At 71.3% G+C, this 23,327-nt stretch carries 11 protein-coding genes; 7 read left to right on the forward strand and 4 right to left on the reverse strand.

Features of this window, described 5'->3' with window-relative positions:
• Nucleotides 1-241: 241 nt before the first annotated feature.
• The 4 genes from AB0N31_RS28330 (at nt 242) to AB0N31_RS28345 (ending at nt 11,334) form a co-directional block, all read left to right on the forward strand.
• On the forward strand, nt 242-2,017 hold the full coding sequence (locus tag AB0N31_RS28330) for a fatty acyl-AMP ligase (protein ID WP_366061272.1): 1,776 nt from the start codon (nt 242-244) through the stop codon (nt 2,015-2,017).
• Nucleotides 2,014-8,670 carry an SDR family NAD(P)-dependent oxidoreductase gene (locus AB0N31_RS28335; protein WP_366061273.1) on the forward strand — a complete coding sequence of 2,219 codons (6,657 nt, stop codon included), beginning with the start codon at nt 2,014-2,016 and terminating at the stop codon, nt 8,668-8,670. Before AB0N31_RS28330 ends, AB0N31_RS28335 begins: the two co-directional genes overlap by 4 nt.
• A gap of 313 nt (nt 8,671-8,983) precedes the next feature.
• Nucleotides 8,984-10,015: an alpha/beta hydrolase family protein gene (locus tag AB0N31_RS28340; protein ID WP_366061274.1), complete on the forward strand. Its 1,032-nt coding sequence runs from the start codon at nt 8,984-8,986 to the stop codon at nt 10,013-10,015.
• 77 nt (nt 10,016-10,092) lie between these two features.
• Nucleotides 10,093-11,334, forward strand: a complete 1,242-nt coding sequence (locus AB0N31_RS28345; protein ID WP_366061275.1) for a glycosyltransferase — start codon at nt 10,093-10,095, stop codon at nt 11,332-11,334.
• A 174-nt stretch (nt 11,335-11,508) separates the two neighbouring features.
• On the opposite strand, the gene ccrA is transcribed toward AB0N31_RS28345, so the two are convergent.
• On the reverse strand, nt 11,509-12,831 hold the full coding sequence (gene ccrA / locus AB0N31_RS28350; protein ID WP_366061276.1) for a crotonyl-CoA carboxylase/reductase: 1,323 nt from the start codon (nt 12,829-12,831) through the stop codon (nt 11,509-11,511).
• 1,112 nt (nt 12,832-13,943) lie between these two features.
• Between ccrA and AB0N31_RS28355 the strand changes: the two genes are divergently transcribed.
• Complete coding sequence (locus AB0N31_RS28355) at nt 13,944-14,756, forward strand: IPT/TIG domain-containing protein (protein ID WP_366061277.1); 813 nt, start codon at nt 13,944-13,946, stop codon at nt 14,754-14,756.
• 1,839 nt (nt 14,757-16,595) lie between these two features.
• On the opposite strand, the gene AB0N31_RS28360 is transcribed toward AB0N31_RS28355, so the two are convergent.
• Nucleotides 16,596-16,973: a hypothetical protein gene (locus AB0N31_RS28360; protein ID WP_366061278.1), complete on the reverse strand. Its 378-nt coding sequence runs from the start codon at nt 16,971-16,973 to the stop codon at nt 16,596-16,598.
• On the reverse strand, nt 16,970-19,687 hold the full coding sequence (locus AB0N31_RS28365) for a SpoIIE family protein phosphatase (RefSeq protein WP_366061279.1): 2,718 nt from the start codon (nt 19,685-19,687) through the stop codon (nt 16,970-16,972). The genes AB0N31_RS28360 and AB0N31_RS28365 overlap by 4 nt, the downstream gene beginning before the upstream one ends.
• Nucleotides 19,688-19,849: 162 nt before the next feature.
• Here AB0N31_RS28365 and AB0N31_RS28370 point away from each other — a divergent pair, with 162 nt between their 5' ends.
• Both AB0N31_RS28370 and AB0N31_RS28375 read left to right on the forward strand, forming a co-directional pair.
• On the forward strand, nt 19,850-20,356 hold the full coding sequence (locus AB0N31_RS28370; RefSeq protein WP_366061280.1) for a SigE family RNA polymerase sigma factor: 507 nt from the start codon (nt 19,850-19,852) through the stop codon (nt 20,354-20,356).
• Nucleotides 20,357-20,496: 140 nt separating this feature from the next.
• Nucleotides 20,497-21,777, forward strand: a complete 1,281-nt coding sequence (locus AB0N31_RS28375; protein ID WP_366061281.1) for a hypothetical protein — start codon at nt 20,497-20,499, stop codon at nt 21,775-21,777.
• A gap of 90 nt (nt 21,778-21,867) precedes the next feature.
• Here the strand turns inward: AB0N31_RS28375 and AB0N31_RS28380 are convergent, their stop codons facing one another.
• Nucleotides 21,868-23,187 (reverse strand): Nramp family divalent metal transporter, encoded by a 1,320-nt coding sequence (locus tag AB0N31_RS28380; protein WP_366061282.1) that lies wholly within the window; start codon nt 23,185-23,187, stop codon nt 21,868-21,870.
• Nucleotides 23,188-23,327 lie beyond the last annotated feature (140 nt).

Genomic DNA, 23,327 nt, shown 5'->3' on the forward strand with positions numbered 1-23,327 from the left:
AGGAATCACGGCATGCGCGTCTACGCAACTTACTGGTTGCGCGGCGAATTCCACAGGACTCGTCGCACGGCGTGTCAGTGGAGACATATGTCGGCTTCATGCTTCGCTATTCCCCTGCTGCAGCATCCGGGAGCTTGATGAACCGCGGCAATACGCACGGCGCCGCCTGCCCATGGTTGCCGCAAGGCTCGTCAGAGGCTCATTGCGGTGTACCGCTTCAGTCCATCAAAGCGAAGGTCTGGTGACCCAAGTGCCATCCTCATTGACAAACACGCTCAGCCACCACCTCGCCCGGGCTGCCGCTTCCACACCCGACAGCACTGCTTTCACCTTTGTCGACTACAGCCAGGACATCGAGGGAGTCGTCTCCACACTGACCTGGGGAGCTCTGGCGGACCGGGTGCGCACCGCCGCCGTCGGGCTGCGACAGTCCGGTGCCGTGGGTGAGCGAGTGGCTGTCGTCGCTCCGCAGGGCCTGGACTACGTCGTCGGTTTCCTCGCGTCCGCATGCGCCGGCGCCATCGCCGTGCCTCTGTTTCCCCCCTCTCTGCCCGGGCACGAGCACAAGCTCGCGGCCGTGCTGCAGGACGCCGCGCCCTTGTTCGCGTTCACCACGGACGAGCAGCGCGAGTCCTTCACGGACTTCTGCGCCGCTCGCGGAATTCTCTCCGGTTGCCGGGTCGTCACCGAGCGGGAGCTGGAGGAGGCCGCTGCGGAGTCCCCCCTGACGGAACCACCCCTCCCGCAGCCGGAGGACCTTGCGTACCTGCAGTACACGTCGGGTTCCACCCGCATCCCGTCGGGTGTGGAGATCACGCACGCCAACGTGTGCGCCAACGCCCGCCAGGCGCTGGAGGCCTACGACCTGCGCACGGGCCGCAACTGTACGGTGGGATGGTTGCCTCTGTACCACGACATGGGGCTGGTGCTGGCGGTTGCGCTGCCCGTGGTCGGCCATGTTCCTTCCGTCCTCATGGACCCGCTGGCCTTCGTCCAGCAGCCGGTGCGCTGGCTGCGGCTGCTGAGCCGGCATCCCGGCGCCCTGACCGCCGCACCGAACTTCGCCTACGACTACTGCGTCCGCCGCGTTCGCGGCGAGGAGCGGGGGCAGCTGTCCCTGGGCTCCGTCACCGCGATGGTCAATGGCAGCGAGCCCGTCAAACCAGGCACGCTCGAGCGATTCCAGGAAGCCTTTGCTTCTGCAGGCATGATGCGGACCACCATGCGTCCCTCGTACGGACTGGCCGAGGCCACCGTGTTCGTCTGCGCTTCTCCTACTGGGGAGGAACCAGCGGTCACCTGCTTCGACCGCGACGAGCTCGGGCGCGGGACCGCCCGCGTGGTGGAGAAGACGGAGGAGCGCAACGTTGCGGAACTCGTGGCATGCGGCCGCCCGATCGACCAGGAGATCGTCATCGTCGACCCTGCGACCTGCCTGCCCCGGCCGGACGGTCACGTAGGTGAGATCTGGCTTCGCGGCCCCAACGTGGGACGCGGCTACTGGGGCCGTCAGGAGCAGAGCGACGCCGTCTTCCGAGCGGCCCTGCGGGGGGGCGACCCTTCTGCGGGATGGCTGCGCACCGGGGATCTGGGCATGTATCACGACAAACAGCTCTACATCACCGGACGCCACAAGGACCTGGTGATCATCGACGGGACCAACCACTACCCGCATGACGTCGAGGAGACGGTTCAGGACGCGCACCCTGTCATCCGTCCCCACCGCGTCGCGGCGTTCGCCGTGACCAACGGCGACCAGGAGGGCCTGGTGGTCGTGGCAGAGCGCCGCCGTGACATCGACGCTCCCCGGGGGCTCCTCGACGAGGTGACACGCGCGGTGCGCGCGGCGGTCAGCACGGGGCACGGAGTGTCCGTCCACGACTTCGTGCTGGCACCTCCCGACACCATCCCCCACACCACCAGCGGCAAGGTGGCGCGCAGCGCATGCCGCCAGCGATACCTGGCAGGCGCCTGGGCGGCGGACGCACTGCTTCAGGAGAGGACTCGCGACGCATGACGGGGCACGCAGGACGACACGGTGAACCGGACGAGGCGGCAGGCACGGGGCCGGGGCGGGAACCGGCCGCGGCGGCCGACCTGGCGGCGATGGTGCGCCGGCTCGTCATCGAGACCTGCGGCATCCCCGCCGGGGAGCTCGACGATGCCCGGCCCCTGGCGGAGTACGGCCTGACGTCCCGTGACGCGGTTGCCTTGACCGGGCACCTGGAACAGGTTCTGGGCAGGCCGCTGTCGGCCACCCTGCTGTGGGAGCACCCGACCGTCGATCGGCTCGCGCACGCCCTGGCCGCCGACGAGCCGTCCGAGCCGGAGGCCGACGGAGGGGCGTCCGAGGCGAACGGGCGTGTGTCACCCGACCCGGCGCAGGGTGCCGGTGAGGTGTCCCCCGACACCCGGCTCATCGCCGTCATCGGCCTCGGATGCCGTCTTCCCGGCGGCATCGACGGACCCGACAGCTTCTGGAAGCACCTCCTCGAGGGAAGCGACCTCGTCGGTCAGGTCCCGGACAGGCGCTGGCGGGATTTCACCGCCGGCCCCACCGCGTCACTGGTGGAACACACCACACGCCGAGGAGCCTTCCTCGACGACATCGAGGCCTTCGACGCGGACCACTTCGGGATCACGCCGCGCGAGGCCGAGGTGATGGACCCCCAGCAGCGTCTCCTGCTGGAGGTCGGCTGCGAGGCACTCGACAACGCCGGGGTGCCCGCCCACACCCTTCAGGGCAGCAACACCGGTGTCTTCGTCGGTCTCAGTTCCCTCGAGTACGGGCACCTCACCACGTCGGATCCGGCGCGTCTGACTCCGTGGACCAGCACCGGTGCCGCGGGAAGCATCGCCGCGAACCGCCTGTCCTACCTGTTCGACCTGCACGGCCCCAGCCTGACCGTCGACACGGCCTGCTCCTCGTCCTTGGTGGCCGTGCACCAGGCCTGCCGGAGCCTGCGCGACGGCGAATGCGACGTGGCGCTCGCGGCCGGCGTGAACGTCCTGCTCTCCCCCACCGTCACCGCTTCCTTCGAGCAGGCCGGGGCACTGGCGGCGGACGGACGCTGCAAGCCCTTCGACGCGGCGGCCGACGGCATCACCCGGGGCGAGGGGTGCGGGGTCGTCGTCCTGAAGCGCCTTGCCGATGCCCGGCGCGACGGCGACCGGATCCTGGCCGTCGTCAAAGGCAGCGCGGTCAACTCCGACGGCCGCTCGGCCGGACTGATGGCTCCCAACCCCGCCGCCCAGCAGGCTCTGTTGCGCAGCGCCCTCACCGACGCTTGCGTCGAGGGCACCGGGATCGACTACGTCGAGACACACGGCACCGGCACCCTTCTGGGCGATCCGATGGAAGCGCAGTCCCTGGGCGCCGTGGTGGGCAGCGGCAAGCCGGCCGACCAGCCGCTGCTGATCGGTTCCGTCAAGAGCAACCTCGGTCACCTGGAGGGTGCCGCGGGCATCGTCGGCCTCATCAAGACGGTGCTCGCCCTGCACCACGGCCGGATTCCGGCGAGTCTGCACTTCCACGATCCGAACCCCCACATCGACTTCTCCAGCCTGCGGCTGCGCGTCGTCACGGCGCCCACTGCCTGGCCGGCCCCGCAGGACCGGCCCGCGCGGGCCGGTGTGTCGGCCTTCGGCTTCGGGGGCACCAACGCGCACGTCGTCGTCGAGCAGGCGCCCCGCATCCCGGCCGAGAACCGGGGCGATGCGGCCGGCCCGCCGCACGTGCTCGTGGTGTCCGCCCGGTCCGCAGAGCGGATCGGTGACGTGGCCACCGGCCTCGCCCGCTGGATCGCGGCCGACGACGCACCGGCGCTGACCGACGTCGCACACACCCTCGCCCGGTACCGCAGGGGTCCCTGCTGTGCCGCGGTCGTCGCCCGGACCCGTCCGGAGGCGGCGGCCCGGCTCGCCGGCCTGGCTCGCGGTGAGGAGGTCGCCGGCCTCGTCCCGGCAGTCGCCGGACGCGCAGCAGCGCTCTCCCCCGGTCCGCGCGGTCCGGTTTTCGTCTTCTCCGGATACGGTTCCCAGTGGCAGGGCATGGGACGCCGTCTGCTCGAGGACGATCCGGTGTTCGCTGCGGCGGTCCGCGAACTGGACCCGGTCTACGTTGCCCAGACGGGCACCTCCCTGGGGGAGATGCTCACCCGGCCCGAATCCGGCACCGGCGTTCACCACACCCAGCCACTGCTCTTCGGCATGCAGGTCGCCCTGGCCGGAGCCCTGTGCGGCTACGGACTGCGTCCCGCCGCCGTCATCGGCCACTCGATGGGAGAGGTCGGCGCCGCCGTGGTCGCAGGAGCCCTCGACCCGGCCGACGGCCTGCGCGTCATGGTGCGCCGCTCGGCGGAGCTCTCCGCCATCGACGCCGAGCGGGCCGGTGCGATGGCCGCCGTCGAACTACCTGATCAGGAACGTGCGGAGGTCCTCGGGCGTTTTCCCGGCGTCGAGGTCGCCGTTCACTCCTCTCCCCGTCGATGCACCGTGGCCGGACCGGCCGAAGCCGTGCGCGGCCTCGTCGACGACCTGGTGGGGCAAGGCATGTTCGCCAGGCTGCTCGACGTCGGCGGAGCCGGGCATTCATCAGCGGTCGACCCCGTCCTGCCCACGTTGCGGGAGGCATTGGCCGACGTTCGGCCACGGCCCGTGCAGACCCGCTGGTACAGCACCGTCCTCGACGACCCCCGCGCCGACGTACACGCAGACGCCGAGTACTGGTGTGCGAACGCGCGCCGTTCCGTGCGCTTCCAGCAGGCAGTGGCCGCCGCCTCGGCGGACGGACACGACACGTTCCTGGAGGTCTCACCCCACCCGATCGCCGGCGTTCCGCTGACGGAGATCCTGGAGGAAGAGGGGGCGGCACAGGCGGTGGTCGTCCCCGTCATGCACAAGAACGGCGACCAGGCGGTCGACCTGCGGGCCGCCGTTGTCCGCTCGCACCTGGCGGGTTTCCCCGTCGACGAGGACCTGCTGTGGCCGAAGGGCGCGCGGACCGCGCTGCCCAGTCCCCCGTGGCGTCATGAACGCCACTGGTTCGACCGCCGCGGCCCGGCCGCCGCGACCGGCTCGCACCCCCTGCTGGGGGCGCGCAGTGACGACCCGCGCACCGGGGCGGTGCTGTGGCAGACGGACCTCGGCACGGACGGGGCGCTGCCTCACCGGCGGTTCCCGCACGACCGGCCGGTCCTCGACCTTCCCGCGGCCACGGCACTCATGCTCGCCGCGGCTCGGGAGGCACGCGAGGGCGATCACACCCGCGAGGTGCGCATGGAGGAAGTGCGCATGCACCGCTGGCTGCCGCTCTCCCGCCGCACCCCCGTCACCGTGGTGTGGGAACCTTCCGGCACGGACGCGACCGTCACGATCAGCTCCCGTGCCGTCGAAGGCAGATGGCACTGCCATGCCTCAGCGAGGATGGTCGCGTGCCCCGGGCCCGCCGACGACGGGACGCCCGACGTACCACCGGCCGGCATCAGCCGGTGGCGTCCCGCTGCCGCGGAGGAGCCCGCACGACAGCCAGCGTACGAGGAGCTTCTCGCCGCGGTGCTCCAGGCGCCGGTCGCCGTCGCGGCGACCGGGACGGCAACCGCCTCGGGCGAGTTCGTGCCCGTCACCGTGGATTCCCTCCACCTGAGGGGTTTCACGGTGGGGGATGCCGAATACGACATCGAGTGCTTCGCCGGCCGTGGGACGCCCGAGGGCGGGGACCGTACCCGGCAGTGGGACGTCGTGGCGAGCGGTGAGCTGGTGCGGATCACTGCGCGCGGCGTGGGACTGCAGGCCACCGAGCGCCACGAGGTGCCCCAGCCTCTCGACGCGTTGACCTACGACATCCAGTGGCAGAAGTCCCCCGTCCCGCTGCCGCGCCCACTGGACCGGGTACTGCTGCTGACCCACGCACCCGCGACCGGTGGGAACGACGTGAACACCGTCCTGAGCGCGGCCTTCGCGGCGAAGGACGTCCGGGTGAGCACCGGATCCTGTCGATCGGCGGACCTCGGTCACGAGCTGGAGGACTGGCTCGACGACACGGCGGCGGAGGAGGCCGGTGCCGTCGTCCTGCTGCTGGACGGGCCGGCCGAGTCCCCCGAAGACACCGCAACGCTGAAGACGGTCGCACGCACCGCACGGCTGCTGGCCTCCCGCCGGACCGAAGGACGCATGCCACGGCTGTGGATGGTCACCACGGGAGCCCGGGCCACCTCACCGGGGGAGCCCGGTGAGCCGCACCTGGCCTGCCTGCGCGGTCTCGTGAGGGTGCTCGCCCTGGAGCAGCCCGCCCTGCGTGCTTGTCTGGTCGACATCGACGACCAGCCCGACGCCGTCGGTTTCCTCCTCCAGGAGGTGCTCGGTGACGGTGCCGACGACGAGGTCGCCTGGAGGGCCGGCAGCCGTCTCGTGGCTCGTCTCAGCCGCGCCGACCTGACTGCCCGGCAGTACGAGACACCGTTCGCCCGTCCGGACGGTGCCTACCTCGTCACCGGCGGTCTCACCGGCCTCGGTCTGGCGACGGCCTGCCGTCTCGCCGCGCAGGGTGCCGGGCACCTGGTGCTCAACGGCCGCCGGCCCCCGGGGGACGAGGCGCAAGCGGTGCTGGATCGGCTGCGCGCCGGCGGCACCCTCGTCACCGTGGTGCAAGGAGACATCGCCGACCCCGACGTGGCACCCCGCATGGTGCGGGCCGCATGCGCCGAGGGCCACCTGCTGCGCGGTGCCGCGCACTGCGCCGGTGTCCTGCACGACCGCCTGATCACCGACCTCGAGGACGCAGACGTCGACGTCGTGGTGCGGCCCAAGGTGATCGGCGCCCTGCACCTGGAGACCGCCGTCGCCGGCCACGACATCGACTGGTGGGCGACGTACAGTTCCGCCGCCGCGCTTCTCGGCTCGCCCGGGCAGGCCGTCTACGCGGCCGCCAACGCCTGGCTGGACGCCATCGCGCACCGTCGCCGTGCGCAGGGCCTGCCCGCCGTCTCCCTCGCGTGGGGCCCGTGGGGTGAGGTCGGTGCCGCACCGGCCGGCAACCCGTCCCTCGTCCTGGAGCCCCTCACCACGGACGAGGGACTGGACGCCCTGCAGACGCTGGTCACGCATCAGCGGGTTCACGTCGGCGTAATGCACTTCGACGCCCGGCGCGTCGTGGAGGCCTTCCCGGGCGTGTCGGACCTCCCCTACTTCACGGACGGCCTGCGGGACGTCACCGGTCTCACGGACGACTGGGCCGGTCCTGACGCGATCGGACTCCTGGAGGACGCAGCGGACAAGGTGTACGCGCGTCTGGTCGAACGCACTGCGGCCATCATGGGTTTCAGCACCGCCGCCCTGCGTGAAACGGTCCCGCTGACCGAGCTGGGCCTCGACTCGCTGATGACGGTGCGCATCCGCAACGCCGCTCGCCAGGACTTCGCCGTCGACGTCCCCGCGGACCTCATGCTGCGCGGCGCGACCCTGCGTGAGGTCGGCGACGCGGTCCTGGGCAGCCTGGGGCTGGCCTCGGGGGCCCCGAAGGTGGGCACCTCACAGGCGCGGCCCGGCACCGCAACGACACCGCTGAGGGACACCCGTCCTCCTCTGCCCCGGTCGGTCCAGCCCCGCGATGCCGCTGAACGTCTGGTGGCGGGGGTCTGGGCGCACGTGCTGGGACGTCCTCCCGCCGACGTGCGCGCCGATTTCGCGGCGGACGGCGGCGACCGTCCCGCGGCGCAGGCGCTCGTCGACGCGGTCCGCGACCGTCTGGACGGCGCGCCGGTGGATCTCACCGCGGAGGCCGTGCTTTCCCACCGTACGGTTGCCGCGATCGCCGAACTGATCCGGCCGGCCGTCAATCCCACCGGCAAGTCGGTCGTCAACGTCCTGCGCCCGCCCCGCCCGGGCTCTTCCCCGCGCCCGCTGTTCACCTTCCATCCCGCGGGCGGTCCCACGTCGGTCTACCTGCCGCTGGTCCAGCTGCTCCCTGCCGATCAGGCGGTGTACGGCCTGGAACGGCTGGACGCCGTGACGACGATGGAGGAGAAGGCCGCACACTACCTCCGCCTCATCCGTGATCTGCAGCCGGAGGGGCCCTACCGGCTCCTCGGCTGGTCCTTCGGCGGGTGCCTGGCGTACGAAACAGCTCACCGGCTCAAGGACTCCGGCCAGAGCGTCGGCTTCGTCGGACTCATCGACACCATCCTGCCCGCCGCCCTTCCGCGCCTCGACTCCCAGCAGCTGCTGCTCGAGCGTTTCGGCAGGTTCGCCGACTACGTCGAGCAGACCTACGGACGCAGCCTGGACCTGCCCTACGACGAACTCGCCGTCACCCCCGACGACCGGCAGATCGATGTGGTGATGCGTCTCGTGGCCGAGGCAGGTCTCGACATGAGCCCCGGCATCATGGAGCACCAGCGCACCTCCTACATCGACGCCCGCGTCGGTGAGCGCTACGAGCCCCGCCCCTACGACGGCCCCGTCGTGCTCTACCGGGCGCAACAGGCCCAGGCCCTGACGACGGCGCTGGACCCGCGCTACCTGCGGTCGGAAGCCGATCTGGGCTGGGCGCCCCTGTGCCCGCTGCTCGAGGTCGTCCCGGTCGAGGGAGATCACCTCTCCCTCATCGACCCGCCGCACGTCACCACGATCGCGTCGCACCTCACGCGGGCCCTGGGGGAGGCGAGCACGTGAGACCGCCGCCGTCGGCCGCATGCCGGGACGGCGCGGGCCGACCGGGCCCGCGGGGCGTCCCGTCGTCGGCGGCCCGCCGCCTCGGGCGGGTGGTCACCGCTCGTCCGAGGCGGCGCCGGGTCTCCCGCGACCGCGCGCTCGCCGCGTCCTGAAAACGTGCCCGTGCCCCACGCGGGCCCGTGCCGCCGGCCCTGCTGCCCGGTCGTGTGCGCGACCGCGTCATGAGCACAGGGCCCGCGACCGCTCCGGAGGGGTCGTCGCGACGAACTGCCGTGAATTCCGGGCTTTTCACTCCTCAAGGAGCCTGCAGAGCATGCCACTGATCGCCTGTTTCCCCGACGTCCGTCCGCGGCGTACGAGAAGATTCGTCCTCACCTTCCTGGTCCTCGTCATCGTTCTGCTCGACGCTCGAGCGGCCGCGCCTGCTCGCAGTGCGGGCAGCGTCCCGGGGGCGGATGACGGCCAGGCGCGCATCACCTCGGTCAAGAAGATCGACGAACGCACGAGAGACCTGACGATCCGTTCGCCTGCGGTGGGCAGGTCCGTCCCGGTGCGGGTCATCCTTCCCAGGCGGTGGAACACGGACAAGAAGGCCACCTTTCCCGTGCTTTACCTGCTGCACGGAGGAGACGACGACTACACGTCCTGGACCCGTGAGACAGACATCGAGGCCCTTTCCAGGAAATCAGATTTTCTGATCGTGATGCCCGACGGGGGAAGGGCCGGCTATTACAGCGACTGGCGCATCGGTACGCCCCGCTGGGAGACGTTCCACACCGGTGAACTCGTGCGGCTCATGGAGAGCAAGTACCGGGCCGGCAACTCCCGTGTGATCGCGGGCCTTTCCATGGGAGGCTTCGGCGCACTCAACTACGCGGCGCGCCACAAGGGGATGTTCAGGTACGTGGCCGCCATGAGCTCGTACGTCGACCTCGACGACCCCGCGGTGCGTCTCAGCCTGGCTCTCGGCTCCGACAGGGACGGCATCGACATCAAGGACGTCTGGGGGGACCCGGACAAGGACCGTGCCAACTGGCAGGCCCACAACCCGTCCGCGATGCCGCGGGCCTTCCGCGGCACGCGCGTCCACCTGTCGGTGGGAAGCGGGAATCCCGGGCCCAGCGACCTGGGCAGGCAACTCGACGTGGTGGTCGTCGGCGCGGTGGCGGAAGCCGCACTCCCGAACTCGGTCAAGGCGTTCGCCTCGTCCCTCCGGAGGGCGGGCGTCCACGTGACGACCCACCGCTACGACCCGGGAACGCATTCCTGGCCCTACTGGCAGCGCGAACTGCACAGCATCTGGCCCACCGTGACGAAGGTGCTCGGGCGACACGGCAGCCGGTGAGGAACCGCGAGGCTCCGGGCTGTTCCCGTGGCACAGGCAGACAAGCGATCGGGAGGATTCTCCGTGGGGACATGGTCATGGGCCGGACGGTACTGATCTTCGCCGCCGGATCTCGCGGCGACGTCCAGCCGTTTCTGTCCCTGGGCCGATCCCTGGCCCGCCGGGGCGACGCGGTGCGTCTGCTGGCCAGCACCCGCTACCGTCACATGGTCACGGCGGCCGGACTCGAGTTCCGGCCGCTGACGGCCGACCCGGCCGAAATCATCGCGTCGGCCGAGGGCCAGGAGCTGCTTGCCGGCCGGAACAACCCGGTTTCGTTCATCCGCGGCATCAGCCGCGTGCTACGGCCGCGGATGCGGGACGTACTGGACCAGACGCTCGCCGCTGCCGAAGGCGCCGACCTCGTCCTGGCTCCCTCCTTCGGTTTCCTCGGCGTCCACCTGAGCCAGTACCTGCGCATCCCCCATGCGGTCGTGCACTTCCAGCCGAGCCAGCCCACCGGGAGGTTTCCCCACCCGTTCGCACCCGCCGCACGGCTTCTGGGTCCCCTCGGCAACCGCCTCAGCTACGACATCGTCGACCTGGGAACGTGGTTCGCCTTCCGGGATGCCATCAACGCCTGGCGGTTGGACAGCCTCGGTCTTCCGGCGCTGTCACCCCGGGCCGCTCTCACCGAAGCTCGCCGGGCCACCGTCCTGTGCGCCTTCAGTCCCACGGTCGTCCCGCCCCCGGCCGACTGGGGGCCGGACGTCCACGTGACCGGTTTCTGGCACCACGAGCAGCCGCTGTGGAAACCTCCGCACCGGCTGCGTTCGTTCCTGGACGACGGCCCCGCGCCCGTGTACGTGGGGTTCGGCAGCATGAAGACCGGCAGCCCGGAGACGACCGACCGGATCGTCAGGACGGCCCTGCGGCGTGCGGGGCTGAGAGGGGTGCTCGCCGGAGATCCCGCCACGAGCGAGGACGACATGCTGGTGGTCGACGACACCCCGCACGACTGGCTGTTCCCAAGAATGGCGGCGGTCGTCCACCACGGAGGTGCGGGCACCACGGCGTCGGCCCTGCGTGCCGGGGTCCCCTCACTGCTGTGCCCGTTCTTCGGCGACCAGGTCTTCTGGGCGAGGCGCGTCCACCGCCTGGGTGCGGGTCCCGCCCCCCTGCCTGCCGCACGACTCACCGTCCCGGAACTCACGGCCCGCCTGACCGCCCTCACGGGCAGCTCCGGGTTCAGCGAGGCCGCACGCCGGCTCGGCAGCACGCTGCGTGCGGAGAACGGCGCCACCCGTGCCCGCCACATCCTCGCGACGGCCGCCGGATGACGTCCGACGGCAGATCACGACGTGCGGTCCTGCGGACCCCCGGGCGTCCTCGAAGGCCCGCCCCTGCGGCGGTTCCCGTCCCGTGGCCGGATCCCGGGCGGTGGTCACGGAACGGGGTGGTTCCCGGCCCCGGCCGATCGGTCCGTCAGGGCCCGGTCGGGGCCGGCGCCGTGTTCACTCGCGGAAGGCGGTCAGGCGCCGCTCACCGATGCGTTCGCGCACCCGTGGGTCGGTCACGCCCAGACCGGGGCGGGGGGCGAGGCACAGCACCCCCACCTTCCCGATGTGCTGGTTGGTCTGGACACTGCGAGCCGCCGCGCCCACCTCGTCGAGGGCGTACGTTCTCGACAAGGCGGGCACCAGGCGTCCCAGCGCGAAGAGCCGGTTGACCTCGCACTGCTCGTGCAGGTTGGCGCCGTGGCTTCCGACGATCCGCTTGAGCCGCATCCACAGGTAGCGGTTGTCGTAGACGTGCTCGTAGCCGGTGCTGGACCCGCAGGTGATGACTGTGCCACCCCGTCGTGCCAGGAAGACGGACGCGGCGAACGTCTCCCTGCCGACGTGCTCGAACACGATGTGCGGGTCCTCCCCCACCAGCGCACGGATCTCCTTGCCCATCTTCTTCCAGCCGTCCGGGCGCTCGAGGAGCGTGGGATCACCGTCCTGCAGCGTCTCCCGGTTGATGACGGCCTCACACCCGAGGGACCTGAGCACTTCGGCCTTGGCCTCGGAGTTGACCACGCCGACCGGGATCCCGCCGCCGTTCAGGACGAGCTGGACGGCGTACGATCCCAGGCCGCCCGTGGCCCCCCAGACGAGCACGACGTCGCCCTGCTTCATGCGTGCCCCGCGTTCGCCGACCAGCATGCGGTAAGCAGTGCTCGCGCACAGGGGATTGGCGGCCGCCTCCTCCCACGTCAGCGCCGCCGGTTTCGGCATCAGCTGACTTGCGCGCACCACCGCGTAGTGGGCCAGTCCGCCGAAGTTGGTCTCGAAGCCCCAGGCCTTCTGCCCCTCGCCGAGCATGCCGTCCCGGTGTGTGTCGGGGTCCTGTTCGTCGACGTAGGCGGGGGACACGACGATGTGGTCACCCACTTTCCACTTGCGCACCGACGATCCCGTCCGGACGATGACGCCGGAGGCATCCGAGCCGACGATGTGGTACGGCAAGTCGTGTCGGGCCTCCCAGCCGCCCCTCTTGGCCATCTGTTTCAGGAACTGAAACGTCGGGAGGGGCTCGAACATGGCGGTCCACACGGTGTTGTAGTTGATGGCGCTCGCCATCACCGCGATCAGGGCCTCGTCGGGAGCCAGCTCCGGCATCGGCACCTGCTCGACGAACAGGGACTTGCGCACGTCCTTGTCCGACATGTTCTGGAACATGCTCTGGTCGGCTTCCCGCACGACGGCCGCAGGGAAAGAGTCCGGCACGGGAAGAGCGGTCAATTCCTTGCCGTCGGCACCCGCGATCACCGCTTCGGACATGGGAGACTGCATCAAAACTCCTTCTTCTGTTGCGGAGCGCGGCTTCGGAATCCGGCTGCGCCCGGCACCGGCCTTCCGGCAAGACAGCCGGACGGCCGCAATCCGTGGTGACCGTCCGGCGGAGACGTGGTAATCACCCGCACTCCTTCCTGCGGTCAGGTCTGTCGTCGAGTCAAAGGGACTTTCGACGCGCTGACGACTCGGGAACCGACGTCCCACTGCCAATCGGGTGAAACCGGTACTCCACCGGGTCGAACCGCCGCTGCGGGCCGGAGCCGGGACACGCGGGGGCCTCACCGGCCCGGCGTGCACAGCCCTGTGCGGCAGCGGCCGGGCAGGCGTTCCGGCTGCCACCCACGCCGGGCGCTCCGGTCCGGTGCGGCGGCCGGCCGGATCGTCCACGCCGCCGGTGACCGGCTCACGGGAGCACCGAGCACCGGAGCACCGGGGCCGTGCTCCACCGCATCGAGCAGCCGGCGGCGGGCTCATGTTCCACGCGGCCGGCGACGCCCCGTCGGTGACGGCGTCCGCCCGGCCCCGACCCTTCACCCGGCTGCGAACGGCCCACGCGGTCGTGCCGTCGTGCCGGACAAGGAGAGTCGGCTGTCCGAAAGGGCGTCGATACAGCGGGAACCCTCAACGGAGGGCTCCCCGGCGGCCGACAGGCACACGCTGCGCGCACAAGAAGGCGGCTTTATAGGAGATAACAGCGGTCCGTCAAAACGTTATTCACCCTATTGAGTGATGTCGATCGACGGAGCCTTGTCTCTTCTGCGGTCACCGCCTTTCAATGATAGTGACCGGCAGGCAGCCCATCCAGCCCGGTAGTCCTGCATCTCGGATACCCGTAGGCCTGTTCAGGAGAGCCCCGTACGGCTCGTCTGGCGTTGCACCGCCCAAGCAGCAAGTACGGCAGGCCATGACATCGCCGACGTTCCGGCGCTCCACCCGGTCGCTGCGCCGCCCGTGCCCGCGGCATCACGGCTCCAGCCTTCCCTCGGACAACCTCAGGGGTTCATCGGGTTGCTCCGAACATCCAGGCACGAGCCGATCCGCTCCGGGGAGAGCACCCAGCCGGCAAGACGTCCGAGGCGCATCGCCAGTCTCACTACAGGGAGATCTCCATGTCCGTGAACCTTCTGCCCGGTCTGCTTCCCGTGCTGACGCAGCCGACCCTCCTGGCGGCGGTCCCCGGCTTCGGGCCCACCACGGGGGGAAACACCGTCCTGATCATCGGTGCCAACCTCGGCGGAGCCACCGGCGTCACCTTCGGGGGCGTGCCGGCGACCATCGTCTCGCAGGACCCGTTCGGGTTCCTGATCGCCGTCGTGGCCCCTCCGGGCAACGCCGGCAACGTTCCCGTGGTCGTCACGACCCCCGCCGGCGCCAGCACGCCCGCCAACTACACCTACATCGCAGCGCCGGTGGCCACACCGACGGCCATCAGCATCACCCCGCCGAGCGGACCGACCGCCGGGGGGACGCCGTTCACGGTGGTGGGAACCAATCTCACCGGTGCCTCGGTCACTTTCGGAGGGGTCCCCGCCGTCAACGTCAACGTGGTCGGCGGCATCCTGCTGACCGGTCTGACGCCTCCGGGGGCCGCGGGCAACGTGGCCGTCCAAGTGACCACGCCCAACGGCAGCGTGAACGTCCCCGGTGGATTCACCTACCTCGCGCCGCTCCCTCCGATCGCGGTGGCCATCACCCCGGCGACCGGATCCGTGGCCGGGGGAACGCCGTTCGTCATCACCGGCTCCAACCTGACCGGAGCGAGCGTCACCGTGGGCGGCACGCCGGCCACCAAGGTCGTGGTCGACCTCACGGGAACCGTACTGGTCGGGCTGACGCCGGCCGGCGCCGTCGGTAACGCGGAGGTCGTCGTGACCACTCCGGCCGGCAGGGCGAACGTGACGGGCGGATTCACCTACGTCTGAGTCTCGTCCCAGTGGCCCGGCAGCGCGCCGAGCCCCAGTGGCCCGGCAATGCGCCGGGCCACTGGCATGAGCACGCAGCACCCGCCAGTACGGGGCCGTGGCACGCGCCTTCCCTCCACCAACAGCTGGGGCTTCGCAGCCACGCCGTCGGCCCCACACCACAGTCCCGCGGCCCGCGTCAGCCGGACTGCCCTCCTGAAGCCCCGGTACGCGGCACGACGCACTGCGCGGCTTCTCCTCGAACCTCCTCCAACCCGGGCCGAGGCCAAGGCATTTCGGCAAACCCACGGCTGAGGTGTGGTGGGCGTCGGCGGCCTCGCCGAAGAGGACGCCCCTGCCCCGCCCGACGGTCGGGTGAAGCACCGGACCCACGACCGCGCCGCACAGACCCGCCCCGCCCCCGCCGGCGCCCTCGCGCATGAACAGCACAGACCGGCGAAGGAAAAGCCTTACGCCCTCAGAACGCCACCGGAGATCCCCTACTCGACAAAAGCTTTGATCAGATCGGAATGTATTCAGAATCGGCCCCCTTACCGATGCCGACGCTCCGTCGACGCAGAAGAAACGATTCATTCTCCGCTCCCGAGAATTCGCCATCCGCAGGGCGGTGGACATCCGAAAAGGAATCGCCTCTCCGCGCCCTCTGGCACCCCCGCCGCCCTACTCGATCGACTACCTTCGCGAAAAACAGAACGATTCCTTCCTCGGTCCCGACCGCATGCGCAAACGCGCGCCCGACCGGCGCGATTTCGGCGAGCAGACGTCTCGCGGCAGCACGCGGAGGCGGTCTGCGCGGGAGCGGGATGCGTCATGACGGGGTGAAGTAAATGCGCCCCATGCGCGCTCCCTCGAAGGGAGGGCTTCCCCCCGTGAACCTTGCGACATATGCCAGCTTCTGCGTTACTAGGCATATCCAACCGGTGGGCAGCCCGCCCCTCTCAAGGAGCGCGGCTTCATGCGGTGTCCGGATTTCCTGCGCGCAGGAAATCCAAAACCGCGTGAAGCCGCGATGGGCAACCTTGTAAGGGGTTGGATCCGTCAGCCGGTGCCACACGTGGCACCGGCTGATCGGTTGATGCAAGAGCCGCGGCCCTCGGTCCGGGCAAAGATCCGAGTACACAGGTGGCGTGGTGCACAACGGCCGGCCGTGCCGGGTCACCACAGGTGCCGACACCGTCGACCGACATGCGTCACCCTCGGCCTTGGACCGGATCAAGTTCACGGAAAATTCACCGGCTTCGTCAAGTCGCCTCACAGCGCCGCGTTTCACCCGCCAGAAGAAATTTCACCTCTTCGGACAGAGGCGTCGTCCTCTCCTCCCCGCCGTGCAACCGACGGCAATGGCGAGCGGATCGGGCAGGCGATATGCGGTTCCGGGGCCACTTCTGACTCGTCACGCCGGACCATCCGTCGGGAACCGGCCGGTCACATCAGAGATTCCGTACTCACGGGGCACGTGAAAGCATTCCGAACCGTTCCGACGGATCCGACCCGGCTTTCCGTTCTCGGAATCTCCCGTTTCCTCGGCGGTCCTCCTCCGGAGGATCCACCCGCTCCCGAGCAATGCGAGCTGTTCCACGTCCGTATCGACGGACGCGGTGACCCGGTCACGCTCGGGTTCGAGACCGGCCGGCTGTTCTCACGCCCTCCGCCCGGGCGGCCGAAGTCGTCCGAGTGATCCGGGAATTCCTACGACCGACCGAAGTTCCGTGTTCTCTTCCGCGGTGTGACCGCCGCAGCCGGGACGAGGGGGCCCGCCTCAGCGATTCCCGTCACGCGTCGCGGGCCTGATCCCCGACATCAAGGCGGGGAAGGCCGACCACCTGCTGTGAGTCGGCGTCAGCCCACCGGGCGGTAGTAGCCGAGGACCCAGGCCAGTTGGGCGAACCAGGTGTGCAGCATCTGCTGTGGCTTGGCGTTCACCATGGCCTCGTAGACGCGGCCGTCCAGGTGGACCACGGCGACCATCAGGGCCTTGCCGTCGGGGCGCGCCTTGTAGTGGACGCTGCGGATCTCGGTCCAGGAGAAGTCGACGACGGTGCCGTACATGTCGAAGGCCACGCCCGACGCGTCGACGAGGACCGAGCTGTGCTTGTCCATCGCCAGGAACTCCGGGGCGTCCGGAGGCGCCTGCGCGGGCGCGGGTACGGAGGGGGCGTACTGCGGCGGGGGCGGGCCGAAGCCGGTGGGGACGGGGGCCTGCGGCTGCTCTGTCACACCGGGAATCTACCCGCCGTGGAGCCTCCCGGGGGAGTGGGGCGGACGGCGAGGAGGGCGATGTCGTCGTCGTTGTCCGCCCCCAGGCCGATGAGGAGTTCGTCGCAGAACACGTCCAGGGGTTCGCGGGCCAGCGCGGCGGCGTGCCGGCGGAGGCGGTCCATGCCGTCACCGAGGCACTCGTCGCGCCGTTCGATCAGGCCGTCGGTGTAGAGGAGGACGGTCGAGCGCGCCGGGATCGCGTCGCGGGCCCGGGGGCGGGGCAGGTCGGGGTCCAGCCCGAGGAGGACTCCGGCGCCCTCCTCCAGGTAGCGGGTGCGGCCGTCCTCGCTGATCAGGAGGGGCGGCGGATGACCGGCGGAGGAGTGCACCAGCTCCCAGGGACCGTCCGCGGGGCCTTTGAGGAGTCCGTAGATGCAGGTGGCGGTGGCCTCCTGGTACAGGCTGTGGTTCGCCATGTCCAGGCGGCGCAGAACCGTCTCGGGGGGTTCCTGCCGGTCCACGGCGATGCCGCGCAGCATGCTGCGCAACTGGCTCATGGCGATGGCCGCGTCGAGGTTGTGGCCGGCCACGTCGCCGATCACCAGGGCGGTGTCCCCGCTGGGGAGGACGAAGCTGTCGTACCAGTCGCCGCCGACCTGGGCGGTGGTGGAGGAGGCCGCGTAGCGGGCGGAGATCCGGAGGTGGTCGATCTCCGGCAGCGCGGGCAGCAGGGAGCGCTGGAGACGTTCGGCGATGTTCCGCGTCTCCTGGTAGAAGCGGGCGTTGTCCACCCCCAGGCCGAGGGCGCGCGCCAGATCGTCGATCAGGGGCAGGTCCTCCTCGGTGAACGGCCGTTCCGCACCGCCGCGGGCCACGGTGAGCGCGCCGATGACCTGGCGGCGTGCCCGGAGCGGGGCGACGACGGCGCTGTGCGTGTCCATGCTCCGCAGCAGTTCCGCGTAGTGGGTGTCCAGCGGGCTGGTGGCCCGGCCCGGCGGTGGGGGCTCGGTGAGCAGCAGCGGGCCGGCGCCGCTCAGGGCGCGGGCCAGGGGACCGCGGGCGGCCTGTGACACGGGCGGAAGCCGGCCCTCGTACTCCTCCGGGTCCGCCGGCCCGGGGGCGCGGCGGACGACGCAGACGCGGTCCACCTGGGCGGCGCGCGCGGTGAACAGGTCCACCGCGCACCAGTCGGCCAGCCGTTCGGTGAGGACCCGGGCCACCTGCTGCACGCCCTCGCTCAGGCCGGTGGCGTTGCTCAGCGTGTTCCCGGTGTCGGCCAGCAGAGAGAGCCGCTCCAGCGCCGACATGCCCGCCCCGTCGCCCTCGTTCCGCGGGACGGCCGACGGGGCGGGTCCGCCGGGCTGCTGCGGCGCCGGGGGCCGGGCCCGGCCGGGCGGGCGTGTGGCGTCGTCCGGCGCGGCCGCCCTGGGGGTGAGCTGGGCCACGAACACGGTGCGGCCGTCGGGCATCTCCTGGGACTGGACGAACAGCCGGATGGGGACCAGCCGACCGTCGCGGTGCAGCGCGGGGAGCGGTACCGAGCGGCCCAGGATTCCGGGCTGCCCGCTGAGCATCAGGGAGGTGAACGCCGTGCGGTGGCGTTGGCGGAGGTGTTCCGGCATGAGCGTGGTGAGCCGCCGGCCGACGAGGTCGTCCGGGTGCCAGCCGAGCAGGTCCGCCGCCGGTCCGTTCACCACGACGATCGTGCCCCGCTCGTCGGCGGCGATCGTCGGAACCCTGCTGGCCCGCACCTGGTCGGCGTCCCAGGAGACCGGCTCCGACAGGCTGGACCCCGGCTCCCGGGGCACCACCGTCCACGCGGTGGGCGGCTCGCCGGCGAGCTGGCCGATGATCTGGTCGCACAGCCACTCGTGGAAGGCGCGACCGCGCGGCAGGGCCGGCAGGGTGAGGAACCGTCCGTCACGGGCCGCCTCCTCGGCCAGGTCGAGCACCGCGCGCAGCGCCTGCGCCGCGGGGCCCGCGTCCGCCGGCACGGACAGCGGCAGGGACCGGATCTCCGCTCCGCCGGCCTGGTGCCGCAGTGCGGCCGTCACACTCGTGCTGATCAGGTGGTTCATGTCCTGGGCGGCGGCGAGTTCTGCCGGTGCGACGCCCAGGACGTGTCCGGCGGCCAGGGCCAGGGCGACCTCGCGGAGCAGCGTGTGACGGTGCTGCTGGGAGGCAAAGTACAGCGCCCCGGGCACGTCGATGAGCGTCACGGTCGCGCCGGGACCCGCGTCCGTGCCGGACGCCGCGACCGCGCCGGACCCGGTGCCCACCGGCGGAGCCGGGGTCTCCCACCCGTCCGGCTGCGCCGCCGTCCCGTCGGGCGTCGCGCCGGGCCCCAGCTCGAACCACACCGTCTTGGTCTCTTCGCCGGTGTCGACGCCGTGCCGGGACGCCAGCCGCCCGACGAGGGCCAGGCCCTGCCCGGTGCCGGCGTACGCGGGGTAGGCGTACGGCACCGGCCCGCGGTCCGGCCGCCGGTCGCTCACCGCGACGCGCACCGTACCGCCGGCCGCCCGGACCACGACCTCGACCTCGACCTCGGTACGGGCGTGCAGCAGGGCGTTGGTCACGAGTTCGCCGACCAGCAGTGCGGCGGTGTCCACGGCGTCCGGCGACAGGACGTCCTCCAGCACGGACCGCACGAACCGACGGGCCTCCGCCACGCTCCGCGGCCCCTGACCGAACCGCCGCGACGGCGCGCCCGGAACATGGTGGTCGGCCATGTCCTCAGTCTGCCCCAGGGGGCCCGGCCCCGCGCCCGCGCACGGTTCGGGGGCGGCGGACGGGTGAAGACACCTCCGGTCACCGTGAAACATTTCCGCGGGTCCACCGCATCAGTGAGGTGAGAGCAGCACACGGGGACGCACCGGACTGGGGGAACAGGCATGAGACAGGTCCGCGCGGACGGGTACGCCGAGTTCGCGGCGGCACGGACCGGGCATCTGTACCGGTCCGCGTGTCTGCTCACCGCCGGGGACACGCACCTCGCCGAGGATCTCGTGCAGGAGACCCTCGGCAGGCTGTACGTCCGCTGGGGGCGGGTCTCCCGGGCCGACAACCCCGCCGGGTACGCGCAGACCGTCCTCACCCGCACCTTCCTCGCCCACCGGCGAAAGCGCAGCAGCGGTGAGCGGGCCGTGGACGTCCTTCCCGAGCGGGCCGGTGCGGGGGCCGACGTGCCCCTGCGGCTCACGCTGGTGCAGGCCCTCGGCCGGCTGCCCGCGAAGGACCGGGCCGTTCTCGTCCTGCGGTACTGGGAGGACCGGTCCGTGGAGGAGACGGCCCGTGCGATGAACGCCAGCTCCGCCGCCGTACGGACGCGGTGCGTGCGGGCCCTCGGCCGGCTGCGGGAGCTGCTGGGCGAGGACATCGGCGAGTACGCCCGTCCCTGAGCGTCCCCGCCGTACTCGTAGTCGTACGCGCACATCCCCGTACGTGTACACCCGTGTCCGTCCGTGTCCGGCACCGGGCGGCCCGACCACCCCCACGACGTCCTTCCGACCACTCCGACCCACGGAAACGGTGGTGCGCCATGCCCGTCGACCAGATCCACGACCCCTTCGAGGACCGGCTCTCCGCCGCCCTGCACCAGGCCGGCGGCACCTTCGACACCGATCGTGCCGCGCTCGCCGCGGCCGGCGAGGTGCGCGGGCGCCGGCTGCGCCTGCGGCGGCGGGCCGCCCTCGCGGGGGGTGCGGCAGGCCTCGCCCTCGTGGGGGTGGGCGGGGCACTGCTCGTACCCTCCGGCGGGGGCGACGGCCCGCGGAACGGCTCGGTCGCCGCGAACGTGTCCGGCAAGCCGACGGCCGCCGCCGTCTCCGCCGACGACATGGTCCGTACGCTCACGAAGCTGCTCCCCGAGGGGAAGGTGACCCGCGGGGCGGCGCGCGGGACGGACAGTCCGCTGGGGCTGCCGCCGCTCGCGCAGGTGGTGTTCGACGACGGCGAGGGCGCGGGATCGGTCTCGCTGGTGGTGGACCGGGTCCAGCGCGGAGCCGGGACCTTCGATCCGGCGAGCGTGGTGACGCCCTGCCCCGGGCTGGAGATGCCCGGCGCGGTACCGGACACCTGCGTGACGCAGAACCTGCCCGACGGGTCCGTGGTGACCCTGATCCGGGGGTACGAGTACCCGGACCGACGCGGGGACGCCAAGGCGTGGAGCGTCGACCTGGTCACTCCGGCCGGGCAGCGGGTGAGCGTGAGCGAGTGGAACGCCGCCGCCGAGAAGGGCGAGCCCGTCTCCCGGCCCGAACCCCCGCTGAGCATGGCGCAGTTGAAGTCGCTGGCCGCGGCGAAGGAGTGGCGCCGGGTCGCCGACGCCCTCCCGGAGCCGGCCGCGGCGCCCACGGCGTCGGGGACGGGCTCCGCCGCGGACACGACGGGTCTCGAAGGACGACGGATCCTCTCGATCCTCACCGATTCGCTGCCCGACGGCGTGCAGGTCGTCTCCAGCGGCCACGACGAGACCGAGTTCGCCTACGCCGTCGTGGACGACGGCAAGGGCAGGAGCTACCTCCAGGTCGACATGCAGCGCGACATGTCCGACGAGGCGGGCACGCTGTACGGCTCCGGTGCCGAGACCCTTGCCGACGGCACCCGTGTCGCGACGCGGCAGGGGCCGGGCGAGAAGGGCGGCGAGGGCGTCGTGATGTGGACCGTGGACACGATGCGTACGGACGGCAGGCGCGTGGTGGTCAGCGCCTTCAACTCCGGCAGCCAGACGACGGCCGCCACGCGCCCCGAACCGGCGCTCACCATGGACCGGTTGCGGGAGATCGCGCTCAGCCCGCAGTGGGAGGTGCTGGGCGGCTGAGCCCGGCCCCGGTGCCGGCCGCGGTCGACGCGGCCGGCACCGGGGTGAGCAGGCGCCGTCCGCCGGGGTCGGCTGCCGGTCGGGCACGGCTCAGAAGAACTCCGACCACGGCTGGTCCGCGACCTGCTTCACGCACAGCACCAGGAACAGCAGCCCGGCCGCCGCGAGCATCCCGTTGCTGAGCCGGCCGTTGCGCCACTCGGCCGGTGTGCGGGCCGAGTTGAGCAGCCAGATCAGGGCCAGGAAGGGCAGGAAGGCCGCGCCCAGCACGCCGTACAGGATGACCAGGCGGAAGGGCTGGCCCTGGAAGAGCAGGACCATCGGCGGGAAGGTCAGCCACAGCAGATACAGGCGGAACGGCCGGGAGCGTTCCCGGCGGCCGGAGGCTACCTCGGCGCCCGTGGCGCGCGCGCCGGCCCGGTGGCGGGCGACGAAGTCGGCGAACATCAGGCTCACGCCGTGCCAGACGCCGATCAGGGAGGTGAAGGAGGTGGCGAAGAAGCCGATGAGGAAGAACGTGGCGGTGGCCGAGCCGTACTCCGCCTCGAGGATGTCGCCGAGCTGCACGAGTCCCTTGTCGCCACCGGCGATGGCCACGTTCGCGGAGTGCAGCAGTTCGGCGCCGACGAACAGCATCGCGACCACGAAGACGCCGGTGGTGAGGTAGGCGACGCGGTTGTCGATCCGCATCACCTTCATCCAGCCGGTGTCGGTCCAGCCCTTGGCGTTGACCCAGTACCCGTAGGCCGCGAGGGTGATGGTGCCGCCGACGCCGCCGATCAGGCCGAGGGTGTTGAGGACGGAGTCCTTCTCGTCGGGCAGGACGGGCAGCAGGCCCGCCAGGGCGTCCGGGATGTTCGGCGTCACGCGGACCGCGAGGTAGACGGTCACCACGAACATGACGCCCACCAGGACCGTCATGACTTTCTCGAACACCGCGTACTGGTTGAACCAGACGAACACCAGGCCCACCAGCCCGCAGGCGATGGCCCACCACTCCAGGTCCATCACGCCGGGGAACAGGGCCTGGAGGGGCAGCGCGCTGGACGACATCGCGGCCGCGCCGTAGACGAAGCCCCAGACGACGACGTAGACGAGGAAGAACCACGTCGTCCAGCGGCCGAGGCTCGCCCAGCCGTCGAACAGGGTGCGGCCGGTGGAGAGGTGCCAGCGGCCGGCCGCCTCCGCGAGGGAGATCTTGACCAGGCAGCCGAGGACCGCCGCCCAGAGCAGGGTGTAGCCGAAGTTGCTGCCGGCGATGAGGGTGGCGACCAGGTCGCCGGCGCCGACACCGGTCGCGGCGACGACGATGCCGGGACCGATGTGACGCCAACTCGACTTACGGGGGGTGGGGTTGTCGCTGCCGGATGATGCCTCGGTGTCGGTGGGGTTTCCCGTGGTGTCCGCCATGCCCCTCAAGAAAGCCGAAGCGGGCGGACCCGGCAAGGGGCCGTACGCATCCGCACGCGCGACTCACACCCACGGGTGCACTTGCCGGGGCAGGTCACGCGTACGCCGCGGGGCCGCCGTCGGTGCGGCAACTCCCTTCC

It is taken from the genome of Streptomyces sp. NPDC051051, from assembly GCF_040682975.1.
Taxonomy (GTDB): Bacteria; Actinomycetota; Actinomycetes; order Streptomycetales; family Streptomycetaceae; genus Streptomyces.

Excerpts from the sequence above, each read along its gene's own strand:
- ccrA (WP_366061276.1), bottom strand. The coding sequence starts at position 12,831 with ATGCAGTCTCCCATGTCCGAAGCGGTGATCGCGGGTGCCGACGGCAAG.
- AB0N31_RS28380 (WP_366061282.1), bottom strand. The coding sequence starts at position 23,187 with ATGGCGGACACCACGGGAAACCCCACCGACACCGAGGCATCATCCGGC.
- AB0N31_RS28345 (WP_366061275.1), top strand. The coding sequence starts at position 10,093 with ATGGGCCGGACGGTACTGATCTTCGCCGCCGGATCTCGCGGCGACGTC.
- AB0N31_RS28335 (WP_366061273.1), top strand. The coding sequence starts at position 2,014 with ATGACGGGGCACGCAGGACGACACGGTGAACCGGACGAGGCGGCAGGC.
- AB0N31_RS28370 (WP_366061280.1), top strand. The coding sequence starts at position 19,850 with ATGAGACAGGTCCGCGCGGACGGGTACGCCGAGTTCGCGGCGGCACGG.
- AB0N31_RS28365 (WP_366061279.1), bottom strand. The coding sequence starts at position 19,687 with ATGGCCGACCACCATGTTCCGGGCGCGCCGTCGCGGCGGTTCGGTCAG.
- AB0N31_RS28355 (WP_366061277.1), top strand. The coding sequence starts at position 13,944 with ATGTCCGTGAACCTTCTGCCCGGTCTGCTTCCCGTGCTGACGCAGCCG.
- AB0N31_RS28340 (WP_366061274.1), top strand. The coding sequence starts at position 8,984 with ATGCCACTGATCGCCTGTTTCCCCGACGTCCGTCCGCGGCGTACGAGA.
- AB0N31_RS28375 (WP_366061281.1), top strand. The coding sequence starts at position 20,497 with ATGCCCGTCGACCAGATCCACGACCCCTTCGAGGACCGGCTCTCCGCC.